This window comes from Streptomyces sp. NPDC000941 (assembly GCF_053599555.1).
In genome coordinates, this window is record NZ_JBSFMM010000213.1 from 1 (window position 1) to 19019 (window position 19019).

A 19019-nucleotide genomic window follows, 5' to 3' on the forward strand; every position below is an offset into this window, starting at 1 on the left:
GGGGCCGGCGCACCAAGCGGCTTCGATGAGACAGCGGCACGCCGTAACGTCGGCGTGTCGCTGTCTCATACTCACCACAAACTCAACGCGCCCCAACGGTGCGCTCGACCGGGCCCGGGAGTGCGACGGACAGGCGAGCACCGGGGGGACAGGGCCGTCCCTCCACCCACCCCCTCGTAAATTATCGCTTGATGCGGTACTTGATATAAAGCAATCACTTTTTTAAGAGGGGGGCCGAGGCCCCCAATCGGACCGGCGCCCACCGCTCCGGGCGACCTCCCGCCGCTCCGTCATCTGTCGGCCGGTGGAGGCCCGGTGGGTTGGATGGCGACGATGCCGCCGGCGTCCCCTTCCCGTTGCTGGCCGCTGTGCGCCGAAGGCGCGAGACGATGCCTGCACGTGGCGTCCGGGCCATGCCGTCCAGCAGTCGGTGGCCCGTTCGTCGCGCTCGCGTGCCCTGGTCGAGCGCACCGCTGGTCCCTTCGTCCGGCCATCGCGCGGCAGCAGCCGCGGGCGGAGTACAGCGGAGCCTCGTTGTGACCAGCCAACCGCCGGGCGGAGGAACCTGGCCAAGTCGGCACCCTGACTCGGCACTCACCGGGTTCTTTGTGAGCGTCGATATTGTTCCAAGAGGTCCTTGGCGAAAAGTGTCCAGGGATGATCTGGGCCGAGCGCCCTGGTTCGTCTCTCCACAAGGTTCTCTGCGAGCTCGATAGCCTCTGCGTATTGGCCCAGTGCTGCCAGAGTCATGCTGAGTGTTGCCCGGGCGTTCAGCGCGATCGGGTAATCAGGGCCGAAGCGTCGTACATACTCCGCGAAGGCGGGGCGAATGTGTGGTAGAGCCTCCGCGGATCGCCCTCCTTGATTGAGCGCGTATGCATAGTTGAGCCGTGTATCAAGCGTGATGGAATGGTCTTCTCCGACCTCACGAAGGCAATCCGCGACCAGGTCCGAGCCTGCGGCTACGTCGGCCGGCTGGGTGGATACCTCCAGGAGAGACGACCTCGCGAGAAGCGTAAGGGGGTGCGTAGGACCCAAGGTTTGGGCGTGGCCCTCGGCCGCTCGACGCGTCAGCGAGGTGCCATCCTGCTCACGGCCAAGATTGAAGAGCGGACCGGCCAGCTTCAGACAAGTTTGCAGCGTATCCGGTGCTGTTGGGCCCAGCGTCTGTTCGCAGTCCTCCAGCACGTGCAGATATAGGGCTTCGGACTCCTCGAATCGGCCAAGCCGAAAAAGAGCCCGCCCGACACGCTGACGCAGCCTGATAACCAAGACATGGCTCGCTCCCAGCCGGGGAGTTACCAACTCCACGGCCTCGCTGCCCAAGCTGAGAGCTGAGGCGTAGTCGCCGGCTCTGTGGACAGCGGTGACGAGCCGAAGAGCGCACTCCGCCGCCGCTTCCACTGTCGGTTGACCGGGCGCCCAATTCGCTGTTTTCCGCAGTAGCGCGATCACATGCGGCGCGAGCAGGTTCACCCGGGGTTCCTGCGCCCCTCGGTCGGGCACCTCAGGCAGGACAGCGAGAAGTAGGCGGGCGGCCGCGGCCGAGAGCTGTTCGCGCTGGTCATCGGGCGTGGTTCGGGCCACGCTGTCGAGGAGTACGCCGTGGGTGCGCAGGCAGCGCATCTCCCCAGGTACGAGCTCGGTCAGAGAGTGATCAAGGAGTCCGCGCAGGGCTGATTCCACGCGAAACGCCGGGAGTACTGGGTCGAGTTCGGCCCCGGAGAGAACCGACAGTGGCAACGGATCACTGGACCAGCAAGCGAGGAGGCTCAGCAGGCGGCCCGCTTCGGGCAGGCCTTGGGTGGCGAGGGCATCGAGGGAAAGCTGCCAGGTGTGGCTGAGCAGATGACGCGAGTCACCGCCGACGGCTGCGGCGCCCTGGTCGATGAGCTCGATGGGATCGGCGGTATCGGTGGGGCTGAGACCGGAGCCGCCGCCGTCCAGCCGGCGGCCGTAATCCGCGAGAGTCCATGGGTCGATCACCTGGTGGGCAAGGAATCCGCCGGCCAGGGTGAGTGCCAGGGGCAATCGTCCGAGGCGGTCGGCGACATCCCCGGCGTCCTCGACCGATCCAGCATGCGGCGCGAGGTCGCGGAGTACGAGAGCGGCGTCCTCGCGCGGAAGTACGCCGAATTGCAGGAGCTCGGCACCAGGCCACCAGTGAGCCGCCGCTTGTCGGGTTGTGACGACGACAGTGCCGGTGGGACTGGTACGCAACCAGCCGCCGTCGCGGAGGATGGCCGGGGTATCGGCATTGTCGAGGACCAGCAGCCAGGGCTGGTCGGAGTGGTCGAGGTAGTGCCACACGAGGTCGGCGGCCGGGCGCAATCCGGTGCGTGCCCCCATCAGTTCGCCGTCGGTGGCTCCGCGGTCGGCTGCGACGGCGAGCATGCCGGAGCGTAGGGAGGCGGGGTCGGATGCGTTGACCCACAGCCCGAGTCGACGGGCCTCGCCGGTGGCGTGGTGGAAGAGCGCATAGGCGACAGCGGTCTTGCCGCATCCACCCAGGCCGTGGAGGACGTAGACGCGGTTGCCGACGCCGGGTTCAACGGCGGCCCGCAGCCGGTCCATCTCCCCGGCCCGGTCGCGAAGCACCACGGGAGCACGGCCGACCGCCGGGCGGCGTACGGAGTCGGGCCCCGACCAGTCGGGGGCGTGATGGTGGTGCTCGGTGATGTGCTGGTCACCAGAGGCTTGGTACACGCGGCCTCGGCCGTCGGCCCGGGCGTCGTTGCGGCCGCTCATCGTTGGCCGAAGTTCTGGTCGCGGCCGGCCTGGTAGACCCGGGCTTGGCCGGAGGCGGTGGCGTGCTGAGTCACCGATGGGACGTCGGGTGTGGGTGTGTGCGGTGCCAGTTCGTTCAGCAGCGCCTGCAACGCCTCCATCTCCTCCGGATAGGTCACGAGCAGCCGCCGGACGCGCCCCTGCCACTCGGCGCCCAACTCCTCGCGGGAGTCGAGGTCACCATTGGCCTGCGCAGCGAGCAGGTCGCTGCGCGTCGCATCGAGCTCGGCGGAAATTGCGTCGGCCCGGTCCGGCTGAGCACGACGCCATAACGAGGCGAAGCCTTCTCTGACGCTTTGCCACGCCTCGGTTGTCAACATGGTGACCAGGGTCGTTCCCGCCGTACCCGCCAGCGCGACCATCTCCGGATCCACGAACTCGCCCCCGAAACAGCCGCTGTTCCGTCGTCCCAGATTAATCAGCGAGCCGGACAAACGCACTGGAAATGGGCCCGTCGAGGGGATCAGTAGTCGCGCAAGGCATCGACCAGGGTGCGCGCTTGAGGTGCGCCGCGCCGCATCAGCAGCGCTGCGGTGGTGTGCAGTTCGTCCCAGGCGTGGGGGCGGCCGACATCGGCCGCGTCATCGGCACAGTCGACTGCGGTCCGTACCGCGGTGTCGACGTGACCGGCTGCGGCGAGCGCATGGGCCAAGCAAGCGCCGTACCAGGCGCGGTCGCGGCGGTACTGGACGGGCAGGACACTGATTCCCGTACGCAGCAATTCGACAGCGCCGTCCCAGTGGCGCAGATGCATCTCGGCCATGCCGCGTTGCAGCGTGAACCAGTTCTCGCCGTAGAAATACATCCACGGTGGCTCGTCCTCGGGCCTTTCTGCGGCGCGGTAGATGAGTCGCTCTGCCTCGTCGAGGAGTCGATGGGCCGCGTCGGCCTGGCCCGTCAACGCGTGGCCACGGGCTTCCATTTGCGCCGCCATGCCCTGGACACCCAGCGAGACCCCCGGGAAGGCCCTGCGTGCGGCCTGGCCGAGGCGGACGCACCGCTGGCCGTTCCCTGCTGACCAGGCTAGATGCGCCTTCATGCTGAGAGTCGTCGCCGCCATATCGGGCTCGTCGGCTTCCAGAGCCCACTCGTGGGAGCGGTCGTACCAGGCGAGGGCGGCGGCTGAGTCGCCCTGGTCCTGCGCCATCCAGGCGAGGAACTGCGCGTGTTCGGACGCGAGCCGTACAACCCGGGTCGTCAACACGCCAGATGCGCCTGCGTACAGATCGGCGACGGTGCTCAACTGCTGTCGCATGATGCCGACGAGTGGCCTCGAACCGAGGTCGTCCTCTGCCCGGCGATGCTCGGCGAGCAGCCGGTCGAGCCAGTCCAAGGTCGCGTGGTCGACCCTCGCGGGGGACGCCACGACTTTCGTCAGCCGGTCGAGCAGATCGGGGTCGGGAGCGAGGGAAGTCAGTCCGAGCGAGCTGACGGGCGTCGGAATCGGTCGCGGAGCGCCAGTAAGAAGCTCGGCTGGAACGTCCAACCCGTCGATGATGCGTTGCCGCACCTCCGAAGAGGTCACTCGCCGCCGCCCGCGTTCGATCTCGGAGACGTCGGATTGTGCCAGTCCCACGAGCGCGCCGAGTCGGGTCTGGCTGGTGCCGGTCAGCTGACGCCACACGCGGAAGAGCTGCTGCCAGTTCTCGTCGGCGGTTGCGGCGGCCAGCCGGGGGTGCGTCCACAGGTTCGGTGCCGGTTCTGGTGCCGACTGGTTCACCATGGTTTCGACTATAGGGCGGTGCTATAGGGAGTTGGGCTGGTCGGCGATGGTTACCCCTCGAAAAGGTGGATCGGACGCAAAACCGCCGAACCAGTCCGGAGCCGCCATCTCATGTCTGCGATGACGATCAAGGTGTACAAGGTCAATCCCGAGACGGGGAAGCGGACGAGTGTCTGCTCATTAGCGTGCCCGCCCATGGCCTATGGCGATCCATTCAGCCTGTCGTCCGTCTGGCCGCCGTGCGAGTGCCCGCGCTGCCGTCAGCGTCAAGGTAGCCCCGCCTTGAGCCGTGCGCTGGAACGAACGAAAGGAAGGAAAGCCGATGGGTAGCCATGGAAAGCCACCAGCCCCGAACCCCCAGCCGAAGGAGCCGTCGCCGAGTGACAGCGACAGTCAGCACCCGGATGTGTCGAAGCCGGGTGGCGGGACGCACCGCAAATGACCCTCGATGAACTGCGCGTCCAGGTTGCCGAGATCATCGGCGGCCTGGACGGGTTTCCCGCGCCCTGGATGCGCGAGACCTTCCTCAAGGTGCCGCGCCATGCGTTCGTGCCCGACACCGTATGGGTTTGGCGGGAGGACGCCTACCGGCCGGTTCGCGCCTCCGACGAACCGGACACGTGGGCCGCGTTGGTGTACGACCCGCAGCACCCCTTGGTCACACAGGTGGACGACGGGCAGGTCGACGGCAGAGACGCGGACGCGCGAGGAGCCCTGCCCACCAGCTCGATCAGCGCCCCGAACGCGGTGTTCACCATGCTCGCCGCCGCCGATGTGCGCCCCGGTCTGAAGGTGCTCGAAATCGGCACCGGTACCGGCTACAACGCCGCGCTGCTCTGCGAGCGGGCCGGGGAGGCGAACGTCGTGTCGGTCGAGGTGGATGCCGGGCTGGCGGAGGGGGCCGTTCGACGGCTGGCCGCAGCTGGGTATCTGCCGCGCGTGGTGGCGGGCGACGGTGAGTGCGGTTGGGCGGGCGGCGCACCGTACGACCGGGTGTTGTGTACGGCGTCGCTGCACCGAGTTCCCTTCGCGTGGGTGGAGCAGACCCGGCCCGGTGGCCTGATCGTCACCCCGTGGAAGACGACGCTGCAGCCTCACGGAATGGCCTGCTTGCAGGTGTCGGAGGACGGCGGTTCCGCGAGCGGACACTTCGGGCACCCGATGTCGTTCATGGATCTTCGGGGGCAGCGGCGCCCGAAATCCCTGCTCAAGGACGTGTACACCGCCGAGTCCTGGGAGGAGAGCCGCGACAGCCGTACCGACCTCGACCTGTCGTTCCTGGACGACAACTTTCACGCACGGTTCGCGTTGGGCCTCCGGCTTCCCGGTGTGTATGCCGACCGGGAGGGTGACGCGTGGTGGTTCGCCACGGCCGACTCGTGGGCGTACGTACGCGACGGAGGCATCCAGCAATGGGGCCCACGAGACCTCTTCGCCGAGGTGGAGGGCGCGTACCAGTGGTGGCGGGCGGCCGGGGAGCCGGAGCTTTACGAGTTCGGGCTCACGGTGACCGCTGACCGGCAGGTCGTATGGCACGCGGACCCGGATCGTGGCCGTCGGTGGGAGCTGCCTGTCTGAAGTGGCGGTGGCCCGACCAGGACACGGACACGCCGACGCCACGGCGTGTCCGTGTCTCGTATCCAGGGCTCAGGCGGCGTGGAACTCCCCGCGCTTGACGGCCTGCACGAACGAGGTCCAGGTTGCGGACTCGAAGACCAGGGCCGGGCCCTCGGGGTTCTTGCTGTCGCGGAGCGGAACTATCCCGGATATGCCGTCGACGACCTCAACGCATGAGCCTCCCTGGGTGTTGCTGTAGCTGGACTTGCGCCACACAGCCGTGCTCAGGTCGGGGGTGGTTGGCATGAGTCGCAGACCTCCATGGTGGTTTGGATCGGCCTCGTCGATTCTTTGGGCGACGGTCGTACGCCCGTGCGAATGGTAGGTCTGCTGGTACCCATCGCGTAATAGATGTGCGACGGAAGCATCCAACAGTGAGGCCCGCGAGACGGCCGGGGAGCTGCCGGCGCCCGCCAAATTGACCCATGGATTCGGCGCCTGAATGAACCATCCAATGGGTCTTTCGGCGACCTAGTTTTGTTGGTGTCAAGGGGACAACCGCCACAAGCAACTAGGAGCCACCGTGAACATCAACACCACCACCACCGCCGCCACCACCGCCCCCGTCCTCGTCCGCGCCGAGCAGGCCGAGACGCTTCAGGACGGCGCCACCAGCCTGATCACGCTGCTCGCCGACGCGGGTGTGACCGGCGGGGCGCTCACCGCCAACAAGGCGACCTTCGAGAAGGGGTCGCCCGGGGCTCCGGCGCACTTCCACACCAAGGCCACCGAGATGTTCTTCGTGCTCGACGGCGCGATGCGGATCCTGGTCGGCGACGAGGTGCACATCCTCGGCAAGGGCGACTTCCTGACCGTGCCGCCGACCGTCCCGCACGCGTTCGCGCCGGCGGCGGACAGCACCGCGGAGTTGCTGGTGGTGTTCACGCCGGGGCTGCACCGCTTCGACTACTACCGGCTGCTGGAGCGCGTGTACCGGGGCGAGGCGAGCGTGCAGGAGATACGCGAGAGCTCCGAGACGTACGACAACCACTACTTCGAGAGCCCCGTGTGGCAGGACGAGCTCGCCGGGCGCCGTACGAGCAACTGAGCCGGGGTCGGGGCCGGGAGACACGGCCCCACCACCCCCTCACCGCAACCCCGTCCGCGCCCCCATCCCCATGCGTCGAAAGCAGGCTCTGCCATGCCCTCCACCAGTACCCCCGCCCCGCCACCACCCCGGCGGCTCGGCCTCACCCTCGCTCTGCTGGCCTTCGCCCAGCTGATCATCTCGATCGACTACAACATCGTGTACGTCGCCCTCCCCGAGATCGGCTCCGGCCTCGGCTTCTCGGCAGCCGACCTCCAGTGGGTCATCAGCGCGTACGCCGTCGCCTTCGGTGGCTTTCTGCTGCTGGGCGGCCGGGCCAGCGATCTGTTCGGGCCGCGCCGGATGTTCGCGCTGGGACTCGGGCTCTACGCGGTCGCCTCGCTGCTCGGCGGGGTGGCCGGGACACCGGGGCTGCTTGTCGCCGCCCGTGCGGTACAGGGGGTCGGCGGGGCGTTTCTGTTCCCAGCCACGCTGACGCTCGTCTCGACGAGTTTTCCTGAAGGGCGGGAGCGCAACGGGGCGTTCGCGGTGTGGGGGACGGCGGGTGGCAGTGGCTTGATCCTCGGGTCGCTGCTGGGCGGTGTGCTCACCGACGCGTTCGGCTGGTCCTCAGTCTTCTTCGTGAACGTGCCGCTCGCGGGGCTCGCGGCCGGGCTGACGTACGTACTGATCGCCCCGGACGCCCCGCGCGCCGGTGGCCGTTCGTTCGACATCGCCGGGGCGCTGACCTCCACGGTCGCGGTCGCCGCCGTCGTGTTCGCGCTGGTGGAGGGGCCCGAGTCGGGCTGGACCTCACCCGCCGTGCTGGGCTCGGCGGCCGCGGGGGCGGTGCTGCTGGCGGTGTTCGTCGCGGTGGAGCGGCACAGCGCGGATCCTCTGCTGCCGCCGCGGCTGTTCGCCAACCGCAATCTGAGTGTCGGGACCGTGGTCACCTTCCTCTACATGGGGACGTTCGGCACGCTGATGTACTTCCTGACCGGCTACTTCCAGGGCGTGCACGGCTACGACGCGCTGGCCGCCGGGCTGGCGTGCCTGGTCCCCATGGTCGCGATCGCGGTCGGCTCGCAGACCGCCGGCCGCCTGGCGACGCGGTACGGCGTTCGCGCGGTGCTGATCGCGGGGCTGGTGGTCGGCGCGGTGGGCACGGTGGTGGTCGGGGCCTCGATGTCCGTCGACGCCTCGTACCTCGCACTGGTCCCCGGGCTGGTGGTCATGGGTCTTGGCCAGGGTGCGGGCTACACCCTGATGTTCGGGGCCGCCGCCCTCGGGGTGGCGCCCCAGGAGCAGGGTGCCGCGTCGGGTGTCGCCTCGACCAGCCAGCAGGTCGGTGGCGCGGTGGGGCTCGCCCTGCTGGTCGCGGTCGCGGGCGCGGGCCTCGACGGGCAGCGCGGCGAGGCGCTGCGCGCGGCCACCACGGACGGGCTGCGTACGGCGGTCTTCGTCGCGGCGGCGGGGATCGTGGTCACTGCTCTGGTCGCGCTGGGGCTGCGTCGGCCCGCGCCGGAGCGGGTGGCCGAGCCGGTGGCCGAGCACACCACCGAGGCTGTCGACTCCCGGCCCGCCGCAGCCCATGTCTGACGTGGTGACGGCCACTTCCCCGGCAAGGACCAGAGGACCAGGGGCAACGGCCTCGGCCGCCACCGCCTGCCGTATCCTCGCCGGGAACGTCGCGGCCGGGCCGGTGAGCTGAGCATTTCCGCAGCTAGGGGAGGGCGGCCGCTCCCATCAGAAAGTCTTTATGGGGGGATTGGGAGTCCAGATGTCCTACCCGCCGCCTGTCACCCCGGGCAGTCCGAATCCGTATCCGTATTCTCAGCAGCCGCCGATGCCGCCCACACCACCACCGGGCGCAGCCGTCCCACCCCATGGCGCCGCCTTCCCGCCCCCACCCCCGGGCGCAGTCGTCCCGCCCCCGGGCACAGCCTTCCCGCCTCCCGGACAGGCGCCCTGGCCGCCGCAGCCCCCGCCGAACGGGGGTTCCGGAGGTGGTGGCGGTGGCCGGAAGGTGATGGGTTCGGTGCTCGCCGCCGTCGGAGCGCTGCTGCTCATCGGCGGTGGCGCGCTCACCGCGCACGCCTACAGCAACTCCCGCCAGGAGCTGCGGAACTACGAATACGGCAACGTGATGTGGCGTGACGAAGCGGTGGACAAGGTGTTCCCGGCGACGCTCGGCGGCCGTGGTGGCTACAACGGCGGGCTCTACGACCGTAAGCAAGCGCTGTGGAACCGCGTCGGGATATCACCGGAGACCGACTGCGACAAGGGCCTCACGCGCGAGACGCTGAAGGCCGCCAAGGACAACGGCTGCAAGGCGGTCCTGCGCGCCACATACGTCGACTCGACCGGGAACATGGTCGCGACGGTCGCGCTCGTGGTGCTACCCGAGGGCTCTGCCGAGGGCGGGCCGAAGGAGAAGGTCGTCGCGGTCTACGAGGACAAGCGCGACACCGAGGGCGCGGTCGCCCCGTACGCGGTGCCCGGCACCCTGGCCGCCAAGTGGAAGGACCGCAACGGCGCCTACGTCACCGCGGCGTACGGCGAGAACCTGCCGTACGTCCTGGGTGCCGGCATCGGCTCCGTGGACGGCTACGTCGCGGGTGTTCTGCCCGGCGAATGGGGCGATTACGGGGGCAACGACACCGACCACGAGTCCTGGCACGCCAACGCCGAAGACCTCGTCGGTCTCTTCCGCGCCCATGTCGATCGCCTGCAGATGGGAGACCCGCGGTGAGCACCCGATCCAACCGATCCACCCGATCCACCCGGTCCATACGCAACACCGCGGTCAGCGGTGCCGCCCTGACGGTCCTCATGGGCGCGGCTCTCTCCTGGGGCGCCGTCCCCGCCGCAGCCGCCGAGAACGCCCCGGCCGGCTGGGAGTCGGCGGCCCTCGGCCTGCCCGCGGCGCACCAAAGCACCCAGGGCGAAGGTGTGACCGTGGCGGTGCTGGACAGCGGCATCAACCCCGACCACCCGGCGCTCAAGGGCCGGGTGACCAAAATCGGCCCCGATTTCTACAACTCCGACGGCCTCAAGTCCGGTGACGCCGGGTACGGCGAGCACGGCACCGCCATGGTCTCGGACGTCCTCAAGGTCGCGCCCAAGGCCAAGATCATCACGGCTCGGGTGATCAACGACAGTGATGAAGAGAAGTTCGAGCGACTGAAGGACGGCATCACTCCGCTCGCCAAGGGCATCGATTTCGCGGTGGAGAACAACGCCGACGTGATCTCGTTGTCCCTCGGCGGAGGTCTGTTCGGCGACCTGGACGGCACCGAGGTGTCAGCCATAGCCCGCGCCGTGCAGAAGGGCGTCACCGTACTGGCCAGCGCGGGCAACAGCGGAGACGAGCTCAACGACGGCAACTTCCCCGCGGGATACGCGGAAGTGATCTCCGTCGCCGCGACCAAGCCCGGCGGGCAGCGCGCCGACTTCTCCACGGTGCGCACCCACAACACCATCGCCGCCCCCGGTGTCGACATCACCAGCGCCGACAAGAACGGCGGCTACCGCCAGATCAACGGCACCTCCCCGGCGGCGGCGCTCGCCGCCGGTGTCACCGCGCTGATACTGGCGAAGAACCCGGACCTGACCCCGGCGCAGACCCGCGCGATCCTGATGCGCACGGCCGACCGTCCGGCAGGCGGGCACAACGCGTTCGTCGGTGCCGGTCAGATCAACGCCGCGGCCGCGGTGCGCGCGGCGGCGAACCCGCCGAAGGTCGACACCGCGCCGAAGCCGTACAAGGGAAGCGCCAAGCACTTCGCGTCGCCCACCGGCACCAGCAGGATCTCCCATCCGCCGATGGAGACGGAGCTGCTCGCCATCGGCCTCGGCGCGGCCGGTGGGGGTGTGCTCCTGGTGGTCTGGGGGCTGCTGCTCTTCCGTAAGGGCAGGAGACAACGAGCCGCGGCCTGAGGCGGCTGTCCAAGTGACGGGCGCTCAGCCCACCGTCCGCTCCAGCAGCCAGCCCACCAGGGCGCGTACGGCGCCCGACACCGCTGCGGCGGCGAGGGCGAGGAGCGGGCGGGGGGTGGGGTGGTTGGCGGGTGGCATGGGGTGGGGTCCTTTCCGTGCGACCGGTCGATTCGCCGGGTACGTTCACCTTGCGTGGGGCGCCGGGTGTTGCGGCAGGTGTCACGCGTTGCCGGTTGCCGCAACGGCTTGGGTGCGACAGGGGAGGGGCGTGCGTGGAGGACGACGACGAGGAGCTGCGCGGGGAGTTGGTGCCGCTCGAGGGTGAGGGGCGGCCGGCGGAGGACACCGGGCGGGTCGGTGACCTCAAGCCGATACCGGAACATGTGGCCCCGCCCTGCGCCGAGCTGGCGGCGGGCCTGCGGGGGCTGTTCGGGGCGGTCGGGGTGTCCCTGCGGGTGTTCGCGTTGCGGGTGTACCGCGACCCGGGCACCGTGTCGCGCTATCTGAACGGGACTGTCGTCGCCCCGGCCGAGTTCGTGGACACGCTGCTGACCCACGCCGCCAAGGCCACCGGGCGGCCGTCCTCGCCCGAGGTCATCACCCATGTGCACGGTCTGCAACGGCGGGCGTTGCAGGCCACCAACAGGGCCGGCTGGGAGCTTCAGAACCTGCGTGACCAGCTCGCCGACGCCGACCGGCAGCGCCAGCACGCCGAGGTGCGGGCGGAGGCGCTGACCGAGGCGTTGCAGGCGCGGAAACAGCGGATCGCGGAGATGGAGATCGAGCAGCGGCAGCTCGCCGTGTCGATGTCGGTCGAGCGCGACGGCCGTAGCGGGCGCGACGGGCGCGGCGCCGAGGTGGAGCTGCTGCGGGACGAGCGGGAGCGGTTACAGGGTGAACGGGACCGGCTGAAGGAGGAAGTCGCCCGGTTGCAGGGCGAGTTGGGTCGGGCGCGGCGGCAGGCGCTGGAGGCCGAGCGGCGGTGCGAGGAGCTGGAGCACCAGCTGCAGGCGGGGGAGGAGGCGGCGGCCGAGCAGGCCGAGGCCGAGGACCCGGTGGCGCACCGGCTGTGGCTGGCGGAGGAGCAGGCCAGCGCCGCGGAGGAGCGGGCCCGGCGGCTGGAGCAGGAGCTTGACCGGCTGTGGACGGGAACGGCCGCCCCGGACCCGCAGCAGGACCCGCAACCGTTCTCGGACACGCGTCAGTTCTCGGGCGCGGTCTCGGGACAGATGGTCGTGGGTCACCGCACGGACATATACGTACACCAGCCGTCGCCCCCCGGCCCGTCCGGCGGTCTCCCCGGCTATCTGCCCGTCACTGTGACGTACGCCGGGCCCAACCGCCCCTGGGCGGCCTGGGTCGCCCAGCGCCTGGAGGCGACGGGCGTCGCGCGGGAGGAGATCACCGTCCGGCGCTGGGACCCCGCGGCCGAGCCGTCCGCGGACCTGGACCGTGCGGTGGCCGATCTGCTCGGCGACGACGCCTTCCATCTGCTGCTGCTGAGCGAGCACTTCTTCGGCCTCGATTCGGCCCGTACCGAGGAGGAGTGGGAGGCGGCGCTGGAAAGCGTTGCCGTACGCCAACGGGCGGACCGGATCGCCGCCTTCGTCGTCAGTCGTCACCCGTTGCCGGTCGTCGTCGCCCGGCTGGGGGCCGTCGGGCTGTTGGGGGGCGACGAGGAGGAGTGCGAGCGGCGGCTGCTGCGGGCGCTCGGGGTGGATGCGGCCCCTGCCAGGACAGAGAGCGGTCGGCACAGGTCACGGCTGCCCGGGGACCCGCCCGAGCTGTGGGACGGGGTGCCGCGCCGCAATCCCACCTTCACCGGCCGCGACGTTCTCCTGGAGCGGATCAACGACTTTCTGCGGGGTGCCCCCGCCGAGGCCGCCGTGTGCGCGCTCGTGGGGCTGCCGGGCATCGGCAAGACCCAGCTCGCCGTCGAGTACGCGTATCGCTTCGGCGCCGAGTACGACGTGGTGTGGTGGGCCGCCGCGCATGAGCGAGGAGCGCTGGAGGAGCGGCTCGGTGGGCATCTCGCCGACCTGGGCAAGGAGGTTCAGGGATACTCCACATTCGCCCGGGTCGGGGCCGCGCGGGACAATTTGCGGCGGGGCGTGCCCTCCGACCGCTGGTTGCTCGTGCTCGACGGGGCCGACAGTCCGGAGGCCGTCGCCGATCTGCTGCCGGGCGGGCGCGGCCATGTGCTGATCACCTCGCAGAACCGTGGCTGGGGCGACCACTACGTCGAGCTGCTGGACGTGCCGCCGTTCAGCAGGGACGAGAGCGTGGCGTTCGTACGCGCCCGCGCCCCACGGCTGGGCCGCCAGGACGCCGTCGCACTCGCCGCCGCTGTGGAGGACCTGCCGCTGCCGCTCGACCAGACGGCGGCGTGGCTGCACGGCTCGACGACGGCGGCCGAGGAATACATCGGCAGGCTCGGCGAGGGCGGGCCGGTGCCCGTGAAGGCCGGAGCGGCGTACTCGGCGCCGTACGCCTCCGCCTTCAAGGAGCTGATCCGGCGGTTGCAGACCCACTCACAGCTGGCGGCCGATCTGCTCCAGCTGTGCGCGGTCTTCGGGCCGGGCCCGGTGCCGCTCGCGCTGCTGCGGGCCGTCCCGGGCGAGCTGGTCTCCCCGGCGCTGGCGTCGCTGCTGGAGGACCCCACCCACTTCGAGGTCACTGTGGGCAAGCTGGTGCAGCACTCCGCGGTCCGGAGGGAGGCGGAGGTGCTGCAACTGCACCGCTTCGTCTGTGACGCGGTCCGCAGAAGGAGGCCGGACGACCGCCGGGACAAGGACGCCCGGGTCATCCGTCATGCCCTCGTCGCGGCGCGCCCGGGACCGCCCGAGTACCCCGCCACCTGGCCGCGCTACGCCGAGCTCGTGCCGTATCTCGAATGGTCGGGCGGTCGGCTGGGCCTCGACTGCCTGACGTATCTGACGCTCAGGGGCGATTATGCGACGGCCCTGCGCCTCGTCGACAAGGTCACCGATGCGCCTGCGCTGGACGGGGAGCTGATCCTGCGCTGTACCGCCCTGCTGCGGGCGACCGGGAACTACGCCCGGGCCGAGCGGCTGGACCGGGGGGTCCTGGACGAGGCTGACGAGGCCGGCTCGCCCGCCGCGATGAACGCGCTCTCCGCCGACCTGCGGGGCCTGGGCCGCTACGCCGAGGCGTACGAGCTCTGCCAGCGGCAGGCGGACCTCTCCCCGCCGCCCAAGGACGGCCCGGACCACCTACGCGCTCGGGCCGAACTGGCCGCCTCGCTGCGGGCGCTCGGCCATTATCAGTCGGCGCTGGACGTGGACGAGCCGGTCCTGGAGCGCCGGAGAGCGATCCTGGGGAGCGACCATCTCGAGACGCTGGCCTCCGAGACGGACTACGCCTGGGACCTGCTGATGACGGGCCGCTATACGGAGGCCCTGGCCCACCAGTCCCGCAGCGTCGAGCGGCACCACGCCGCCGTGGGGAGCGAGACCCCGCACACGCTGTCGGCCGAGTGTGCCCTGGCGGTGTGCCGGCTCAACTGCGGTGAGGTGGAATCCGGTACGGCCCTGCTCGCCGTGGTGCTGGACCGCGCGCGGCGGCTGCTGGGCGAGGCCGCGCCGCTGTCTCTGCTGATCGCCTCTCACTATTCGTGTGCGCTGGGGCGGAGAGGCCGCCTCGAACAGGCCAGGGAGGTGGGGGACTTCGTCACGGATGCCTACCGGGCGACCCTGGGAGATCTGCACCCGTACGCCGGCGGGGCAGCGGCGAACAGCGGGCTCCTGCTGCTGGAGCAGGGCGAGGACGAACAGGCGCGGGCGGTGCTGGAGAAGGCCCTCACCGATATGACCGCGGCGCTCGGCGAGGACCACCCCTGGACGCTGGGGGTCGCTGTCAACACCGCCGCCGCCTACCAGGCCGTAGGGGACAGGACGGACGCCTGTGCGCTGAGCCGGGAGGCCTCGCTGCGGGCCGGGACGGTGCTGGGCCAGCGGCATCCGCTGACCCTCACGGCTCGGCTCGCGCTCGCCGCGGACCTGCGGGAGATCAAGGGCGGACGGGACGAGGCGTGGGCGATCGAGCGGGCGGCCATCGACGATCTGCGGGACGTCCTGGGGGAGCCGGATCACCCTCAGGTGGTGGCGGCACGTGAACACGTACGCCCCCTGTGGGACTTCGCGCCCCTGCCCGTCTGACGTATCTGACGTATCTGACGTATGGGCCACCACGCCGGAAGGCCCGGCCCCCGCATCTCGCGGGAGCCGGGCCTTCCGTACGGATACGATCCGCAGCCGGTCAGATCTCGAAGACCTCGCTGGCCAGCGCCTGCTGCTCCGCCTGGTGCCGCTTGTTCGACCCCACCGCCGGGGAGGAGGAGTGCGGCCGGGACACCCGGACGAGCCGCTCGGAGGCCGGCAGGTCCGCGCCCACCGAGAGCTCCAGGTGGTCGATCAGGTTGAGCGCGACGAACGGCCACGCGCCCTGGTTCGCCGGCTCCTCCTGCGCCCAGACGAACTTCTGGACGCCGGAGTACTTGGCGATCTCGGCCTGCAGCTCGGCGCCCGGCAGCGGGTACAGCCGCTCCAGCCGGATGATGGCCGTGTCCGTCAGCCCGCGCTTGTCCCGCTCGGCGGCCAGGTCGTAGTAGACCTTGCCGGAGGTGAAGACGACCTTGCGGACCGCGGCCGGGTCGACCGTCTCGTCCCCGATGACCGGGCGGAAGGCTCCGTTCAGGAACTCCTCGGTCTTGGAGGCCGCCGCCTTCAGCCGCAGCATCGACTTCGGGGTGAAGACGACCAGCGGCTTGTGGTGCGGGTTGTGGACCTGCCAGCGCAGCAGGTGGAAGTAGTTCGACGGCAGCGTCGGCGCGGCGACCGTCATGTTGTTCTGCCCGCACAGCTGGAGGAAGCGCTCGATACGGGCCGAGGAGTGGTCCGGGCCCTGGCCCTCGTAGCCGTGCGGGAGGAGCAGCGTGACGCCGGAGGTCTGGCCCCACTTCTGCTCGGCCGAGCTGATGAACTCGTCGACGATCGTCTGCGCGCCGTTGACGAAGTCACCGAACTGGGCCTCCCACATGACCAGCGCGTCCGGCCGGGCCAGCGAGTAGCCGTACTCGAAGCCCATCGCCGCGTACTCGCTGAGCAGCGAGTCGTAGACGTTGTAGCGGGCCTGCTCGTCGTTGAGGTAGAGCAGCGGGGTGTAGTCCTCGCCGGTCTGCCGGTCCACCAGCACCGCGTGGCGCTGGCCGAAGGTGCCGCGGCGGGAGTCCTGGCCGGCCAGCCGGACGGGGGTGCCCTCCATCAGCAGCGAGCCGATGGCCAGGGTCTCGCCCATGCCCCAGTCGATCGTGTCGTCCTCGATCATCGCCGCGCGCCGCTGGAGCTGCGGGTACAGCCGCGGGTGGACGGTGATCCGGTCGGGGATGTTGACCTGGGACTCGGCGATCCGCTTGACGACCTCCTGGCTGACGGCCGTGGAGACCGCCACCGGGAACTCCGGCTGAGGCTCGGGGACCGCGGTCGGGGCCGGGTGCGAGGTGGCGTCGCGGACCTCGGTGAAGACCTTCTCCAGCTGGCCCTGGAAGTCCTGCAGCGCCTGCTCGGCCTCTTCCAGGGTGATGTCGCCGCGACCGATCAGCGACTCGGTGTAGAGCTTGCGCACCGAGCGCTTCTTGTCGATCAGGTCGTACATCAGCGGCTGGGTGAAGCCGGGGTTGTCGGTCTCGTTGTGACCGCGGCGGCGGTAGCAGATGAGGTCGATGACCACGTCCTTGTTGAACGCCTGGCGGAACTCGAAGGCGAGGCGCGCGACGCGCACCACGGCCTCCGGGTCGTCGCCGTTGACGTGGAAGATCGGCGCCTCGATCATGCGCGCGACGTCCGTGGCGTACATCGAGGAGCGGGACGCGGCCGGGGCGGCGGTGAAGCCGACCTGGTTGTTGATGACGATGTGCACGGTGCCGCCGGTGCGGTAGCCGCGCAGCTGCGACATGTTCAGCGTCTCGGCCACGACGCCCTGGCCCGCGAAGGCGGCGTCGCCGTGCAGGGCGACGGGCAGGACGGTGAAGTCGGTGCCGGCCTTGCCGATGATGTCCTGCTTGGCGCGGACCACGCCCTCCAGGACCGGGTCCACCGCCTCCAGGTGGGAGGGGTTGGCGGTCAGCGAGACGGCGATCTGCTCGCCGTCCAGGCCGGTGAAGGTGCCCTCGGCGCCCAGGTGGTACTTCACGTCGCCGGAGCCGTGCATCGACTTCGGGTCGAGGTTGCCCTCGAACTCGCGGAAGATCTGCGCGTACGACTTGCCGACGATGTTGGCGAGGACGTTGAGCCGGCCGCGGTGGGACATGCCGATGACGACCTCGTCCAGGCGCGACTCGGCGGCCGCGTCCAGCACCGCGTCGAGCAGCGGGATGACGGACTCGCCGCCCTCCAGCGAGAAGCGCTTCTGGCCGACGTACTTCGTCTGCAGGAAGGTCTCGAACGCCTCGGCCGCGTTGAGCCGGCGCAGGATCCGCAGCTGCTCGTCGCGCTCCGGCTTGGCGTGCGGGCGCTCCACACGGTCCTGGATCCACTTGCGCTGCTTCGGGTCCTGGATGTGCATGAACTCGATGCCGGTGGTGCGGCAGTACGAGTCGCGCAGCACGCCCAGGATGTCGCGCAGGTTCATCATCGTCTTGCCGGCGAAGCCGCCGACCGCGAACTCGCGCTCCAGGTCCCACAGGGTGAGGCCGTGCTCGATGATGTCCAGGTCGGGGTGCTTGCGCTGGCGGTACTCCAGCGGGTCGGTGTCGGCCATGACATGGCCGCGGACCCGGTAGGAGTGGATCAGGTCGAAGACGCGCGCGGCCTTGGTGACGTCGTCGTCGTGCGAGACGTCGATGTCGCGCAGCCAGCGGACCGGCTCGTACGGGATCCGCAGCGCCTTGAAGATCTCGTCGTAGAAGTCGTTCTCGCCGAGCAGTAGCTGGCTCATGATCCGCAGGAACTCGCCGGAGGCGGCGCCCTGGATCACCCGGTGGTCATAGGTGCTGGTCAGCGTCATGACCTTGGAGATGCCCAGCTTGTTCAGGGTGTCCTGCGACGTGCCCTGGAACTCGGCCGGGTAGTCCATGGCGCCGACGCCGATGATCACGCCCTGCCCGGGCATCAGCCGCGGCACGGAGTGCACGGTGCCGATGCCGCCCGGGTTGGTCAGCGAGGCCGTGACGCCGGTGAAGTCGTCCATCGTCAGCTTGTTCGCGCGGGCGCGGCGGACGATGTCCTCGTAGGCCTGCCAGAACTCGAAGAAGTTCAGCGTCTCGGCCTTCTTGATCGCCGCGACGACGAGCTGGCGGTCGCCGTTGGGCTTGACCAGGTCGATGGCGAGGCCGAGGTTGACGTGCTCGGGCTTGACCAGGGTCGGCTTGCCGTCCTTCTCGGCGAACGAGTGGTTCATCGAGGGCATCGCCTTCAGCGCCTGCACCATGGCGTAGCCGATCAGGTGCGTGAAGGACACCTTGCCGCCGCGGGCGCGCTTGAGGTGGTTGTTGATGACGATGCGGTTGTCGAACAGCAGCTTGACCGGGACGGCGCGCACGGAGGTGGCCGTCGGCAGCCCGAGGCTGGCGTTCATGTTCTTCGCGACGGCGGCCGAGGGGCCACGCAGCGTGACGTACTCCGGACCGGCGCCCGGGGCGGCCGGCTCGGCTGCCTTGGCCGGAGCGGCCTTGGCAGCGGGCGCGGCCTTCGCGGGCGCCGGCGCGGCCTTCGCCGGAGCGGCGGCCGGGGCCGGAGCCGCAGGCTTCACCGGAGCCGGAGCCGGAGCCGGAGCGGCCTGGGCGGCGGGCTTCGCCGGAGCCGGCGCGGCACCGTTGCTCACCGGGGCCGGACCTCGACTACACCCCGCTGGTCGCCCGCGAGCAGCGCGTCGAGGTGGTGCTGAGCGTGGGGAGCGGGTTCGGCGGTG

General features: G+C 70.1%; 11 protein-coding genes. 6 read left to right on the forward strand and 5 right to left on the reverse strand.

Annotated features, from left to right (window positions below; translation table 11 throughout):
* Positions 1-594 precede the first annotated feature (594 nt).
* Genes ACWDSL_RS42610 through ACWDSL_RS42620 form a run of 3 tightly spaced genes read right to left on the reverse strand, consistent with a single transcriptional unit; the run spans position 595 to position 4510 of the window.
* Positions 595-2748 (reverse strand): tetratricopeptide repeat protein, encoded by a 2154-nt coding sequence (locus ACWDSL_RS42610; protein ID WP_450493726.1) that lies wholly within the window; start codon positions 2746-2748, stop codon positions 595-597.
* Positions 2745-3221 (reverse strand): hypothetical protein, encoded by a 477-nt coding sequence (locus ACWDSL_RS42615; protein WP_450493727.1) that lies wholly within the window; start codon positions 3219-3221, stop codon positions 2745-2747. The genes ACWDSL_RS42610 and ACWDSL_RS42615 overlap by 4 nt, the downstream gene beginning before the upstream one ends.
* A 29-nt stretch (positions 3222-3250) precedes the next feature.
* Positions 3251-4510 carry a helix-turn-helix domain-containing protein gene (locus ACWDSL_RS42620; RefSeq protein WP_450493729.1) on the reverse strand — a complete coding sequence of 420 codons (1260 nt, stop codon included), beginning with the start codon at positions 4508-4510 and terminating at the stop codon, positions 3251-3253.
* A 438-nt stretch (positions 4511-4948) separates the two neighbouring features.
* Between ACWDSL_RS42620 and ACWDSL_RS42625 the strand changes: the two genes are divergently transcribed.
* Positions 4949-6088 carry a methyltransferase domain-containing protein gene (locus tag ACWDSL_RS42625; RefSeq protein ID WP_450493731.1) on the forward strand — a complete coding sequence of 380 codons (1140 nt, stop codon included), beginning with the start codon at positions 4949-4951 and terminating at the stop codon, positions 6086-6088.
* Between the two features lie 69 nt (positions 6089-6157).
* Here the strand turns inward: ACWDSL_RS42625 and ACWDSL_RS42630 are convergent, their stop codons facing one another.
* Complete coding sequence (locus tag ACWDSL_RS42630; protein WP_450493733.1) at positions 6158-6373, reverse strand: DUF397 domain-containing protein; 216 nt, start codon at positions 6371-6373, stop codon at positions 6158-6160.
* A 277-nt stretch (positions 6374-6650) separates the two neighbouring features.
* Here ACWDSL_RS42630 and ACWDSL_RS42635 point away from each other — a divergent pair, with 277 nt between their 5' ends.
* The 5 genes from ACWDSL_RS42635 (at position 6651) to fxsT (ending at position 15271) form a co-directional block, all read left to right on the forward strand.
* Positions 6651-7175: a cupin domain-containing protein gene (locus tag ACWDSL_RS42635; protein ID WP_450493735.1), complete on the forward strand. Its 525-nt coding sequence runs from the start codon at positions 6651-6653 to the stop codon at positions 7173-7175.
* 93 nt (positions 7176-7268) lie between these two features.
* Positions 7269-8753, forward strand: a complete 1485-nt coding sequence (locus ACWDSL_RS42640) for an MFS transporter (RefSeq protein ID WP_450493736.1) — start codon at positions 7269-7271, stop codon at positions 8751-8753.
* 439 nt (positions 8754-9192) lie between these two features.
* The gene (locus ACWDSL_RS42645) at positions 9193-9906 is read left to right on the forward strand and encodes a hypothetical protein (RefSeq protein WP_450493738.1); all 714 of its coding nucleotides are present in this window, start codon (positions 9193-9195) and stop codon (positions 9904-9906) included.
* Positions 9903-11093 (forward strand): S8 family peptidase, encoded by a 1191-nt coding sequence (locus tag ACWDSL_RS42650; protein ID WP_450493739.1) that lies wholly within the window; start codon positions 9903-9905, stop codon positions 11091-11093. The genes ACWDSL_RS42645 and ACWDSL_RS42650 overlap by 4 nt, the downstream gene beginning before the upstream one ends.
* Before the next feature lie 272 nt (positions 11094-11365).
* A complete protein-coding gene (fxsT, locus tag ACWDSL_RS42655; protein WP_450493740.1) occupies positions 11366-15271 on the forward strand; it encodes an FxSxx-COOH system tetratricopeptide repeat protein in 3906 nt (1301 codons plus the stop codon).
* A gap of 100 nt (positions 15272-15371) precedes the next feature.
* On the opposite strand, the gene ACWDSL_RS42660 is transcribed toward fxsT, so the two are convergent.
* On the reverse strand, positions 15372-19019 hold a 3648-nt coding region (locus tag ACWDSL_RS42660), incomplete at its 5' end, for a multifunctional oxoglutarate decarboxylase/oxoglutarate dehydrogenase thiamine pyrophosphate-binding subunit/dihydrolipoyllysine-residue succinyltransferase subunit (RefSeq protein WP_450493742.1).

Bases quoted from the DNA above. Each gene is read 5' to 3' on its own strand.
- ACWDSL_RS42610 (WP_450493726.1), bottom strand. From the start codon at position 2,748: ATGAGCGGCCGCAACGACGCCCGGGCCGACGGCCGAGGCCGCGTGTAC.
- ACWDSL_RS42620 (WP_450493729.1), bottom strand. From the start codon at position 4,510: ATGGTGAACCAGTCGGCACCAGAACCGGCACCGAACCTGTGGACGCAC.
- ACWDSL_RS42625 (WP_450493731.1), top strand. From the start codon at position 4,949: ATGACCCTCGATGAACTGCGCGTCCAGGTTGCCGAGATCATCGGCGGC.
- ACWDSL_RS42630 (WP_450493733.1), bottom strand. From the start codon at position 6,373: ATGCCAACCACCCCCGACCTGAGCACGGCTGTGTGGCGCAAGTCCAGC.
- ACWDSL_RS42640 (WP_450493736.1), top strand. From the start codon at position 7,269: ATGCCCTCCACCAGTACCCCCGCCCCGCCACCACCCCGGCGGCTCGGC.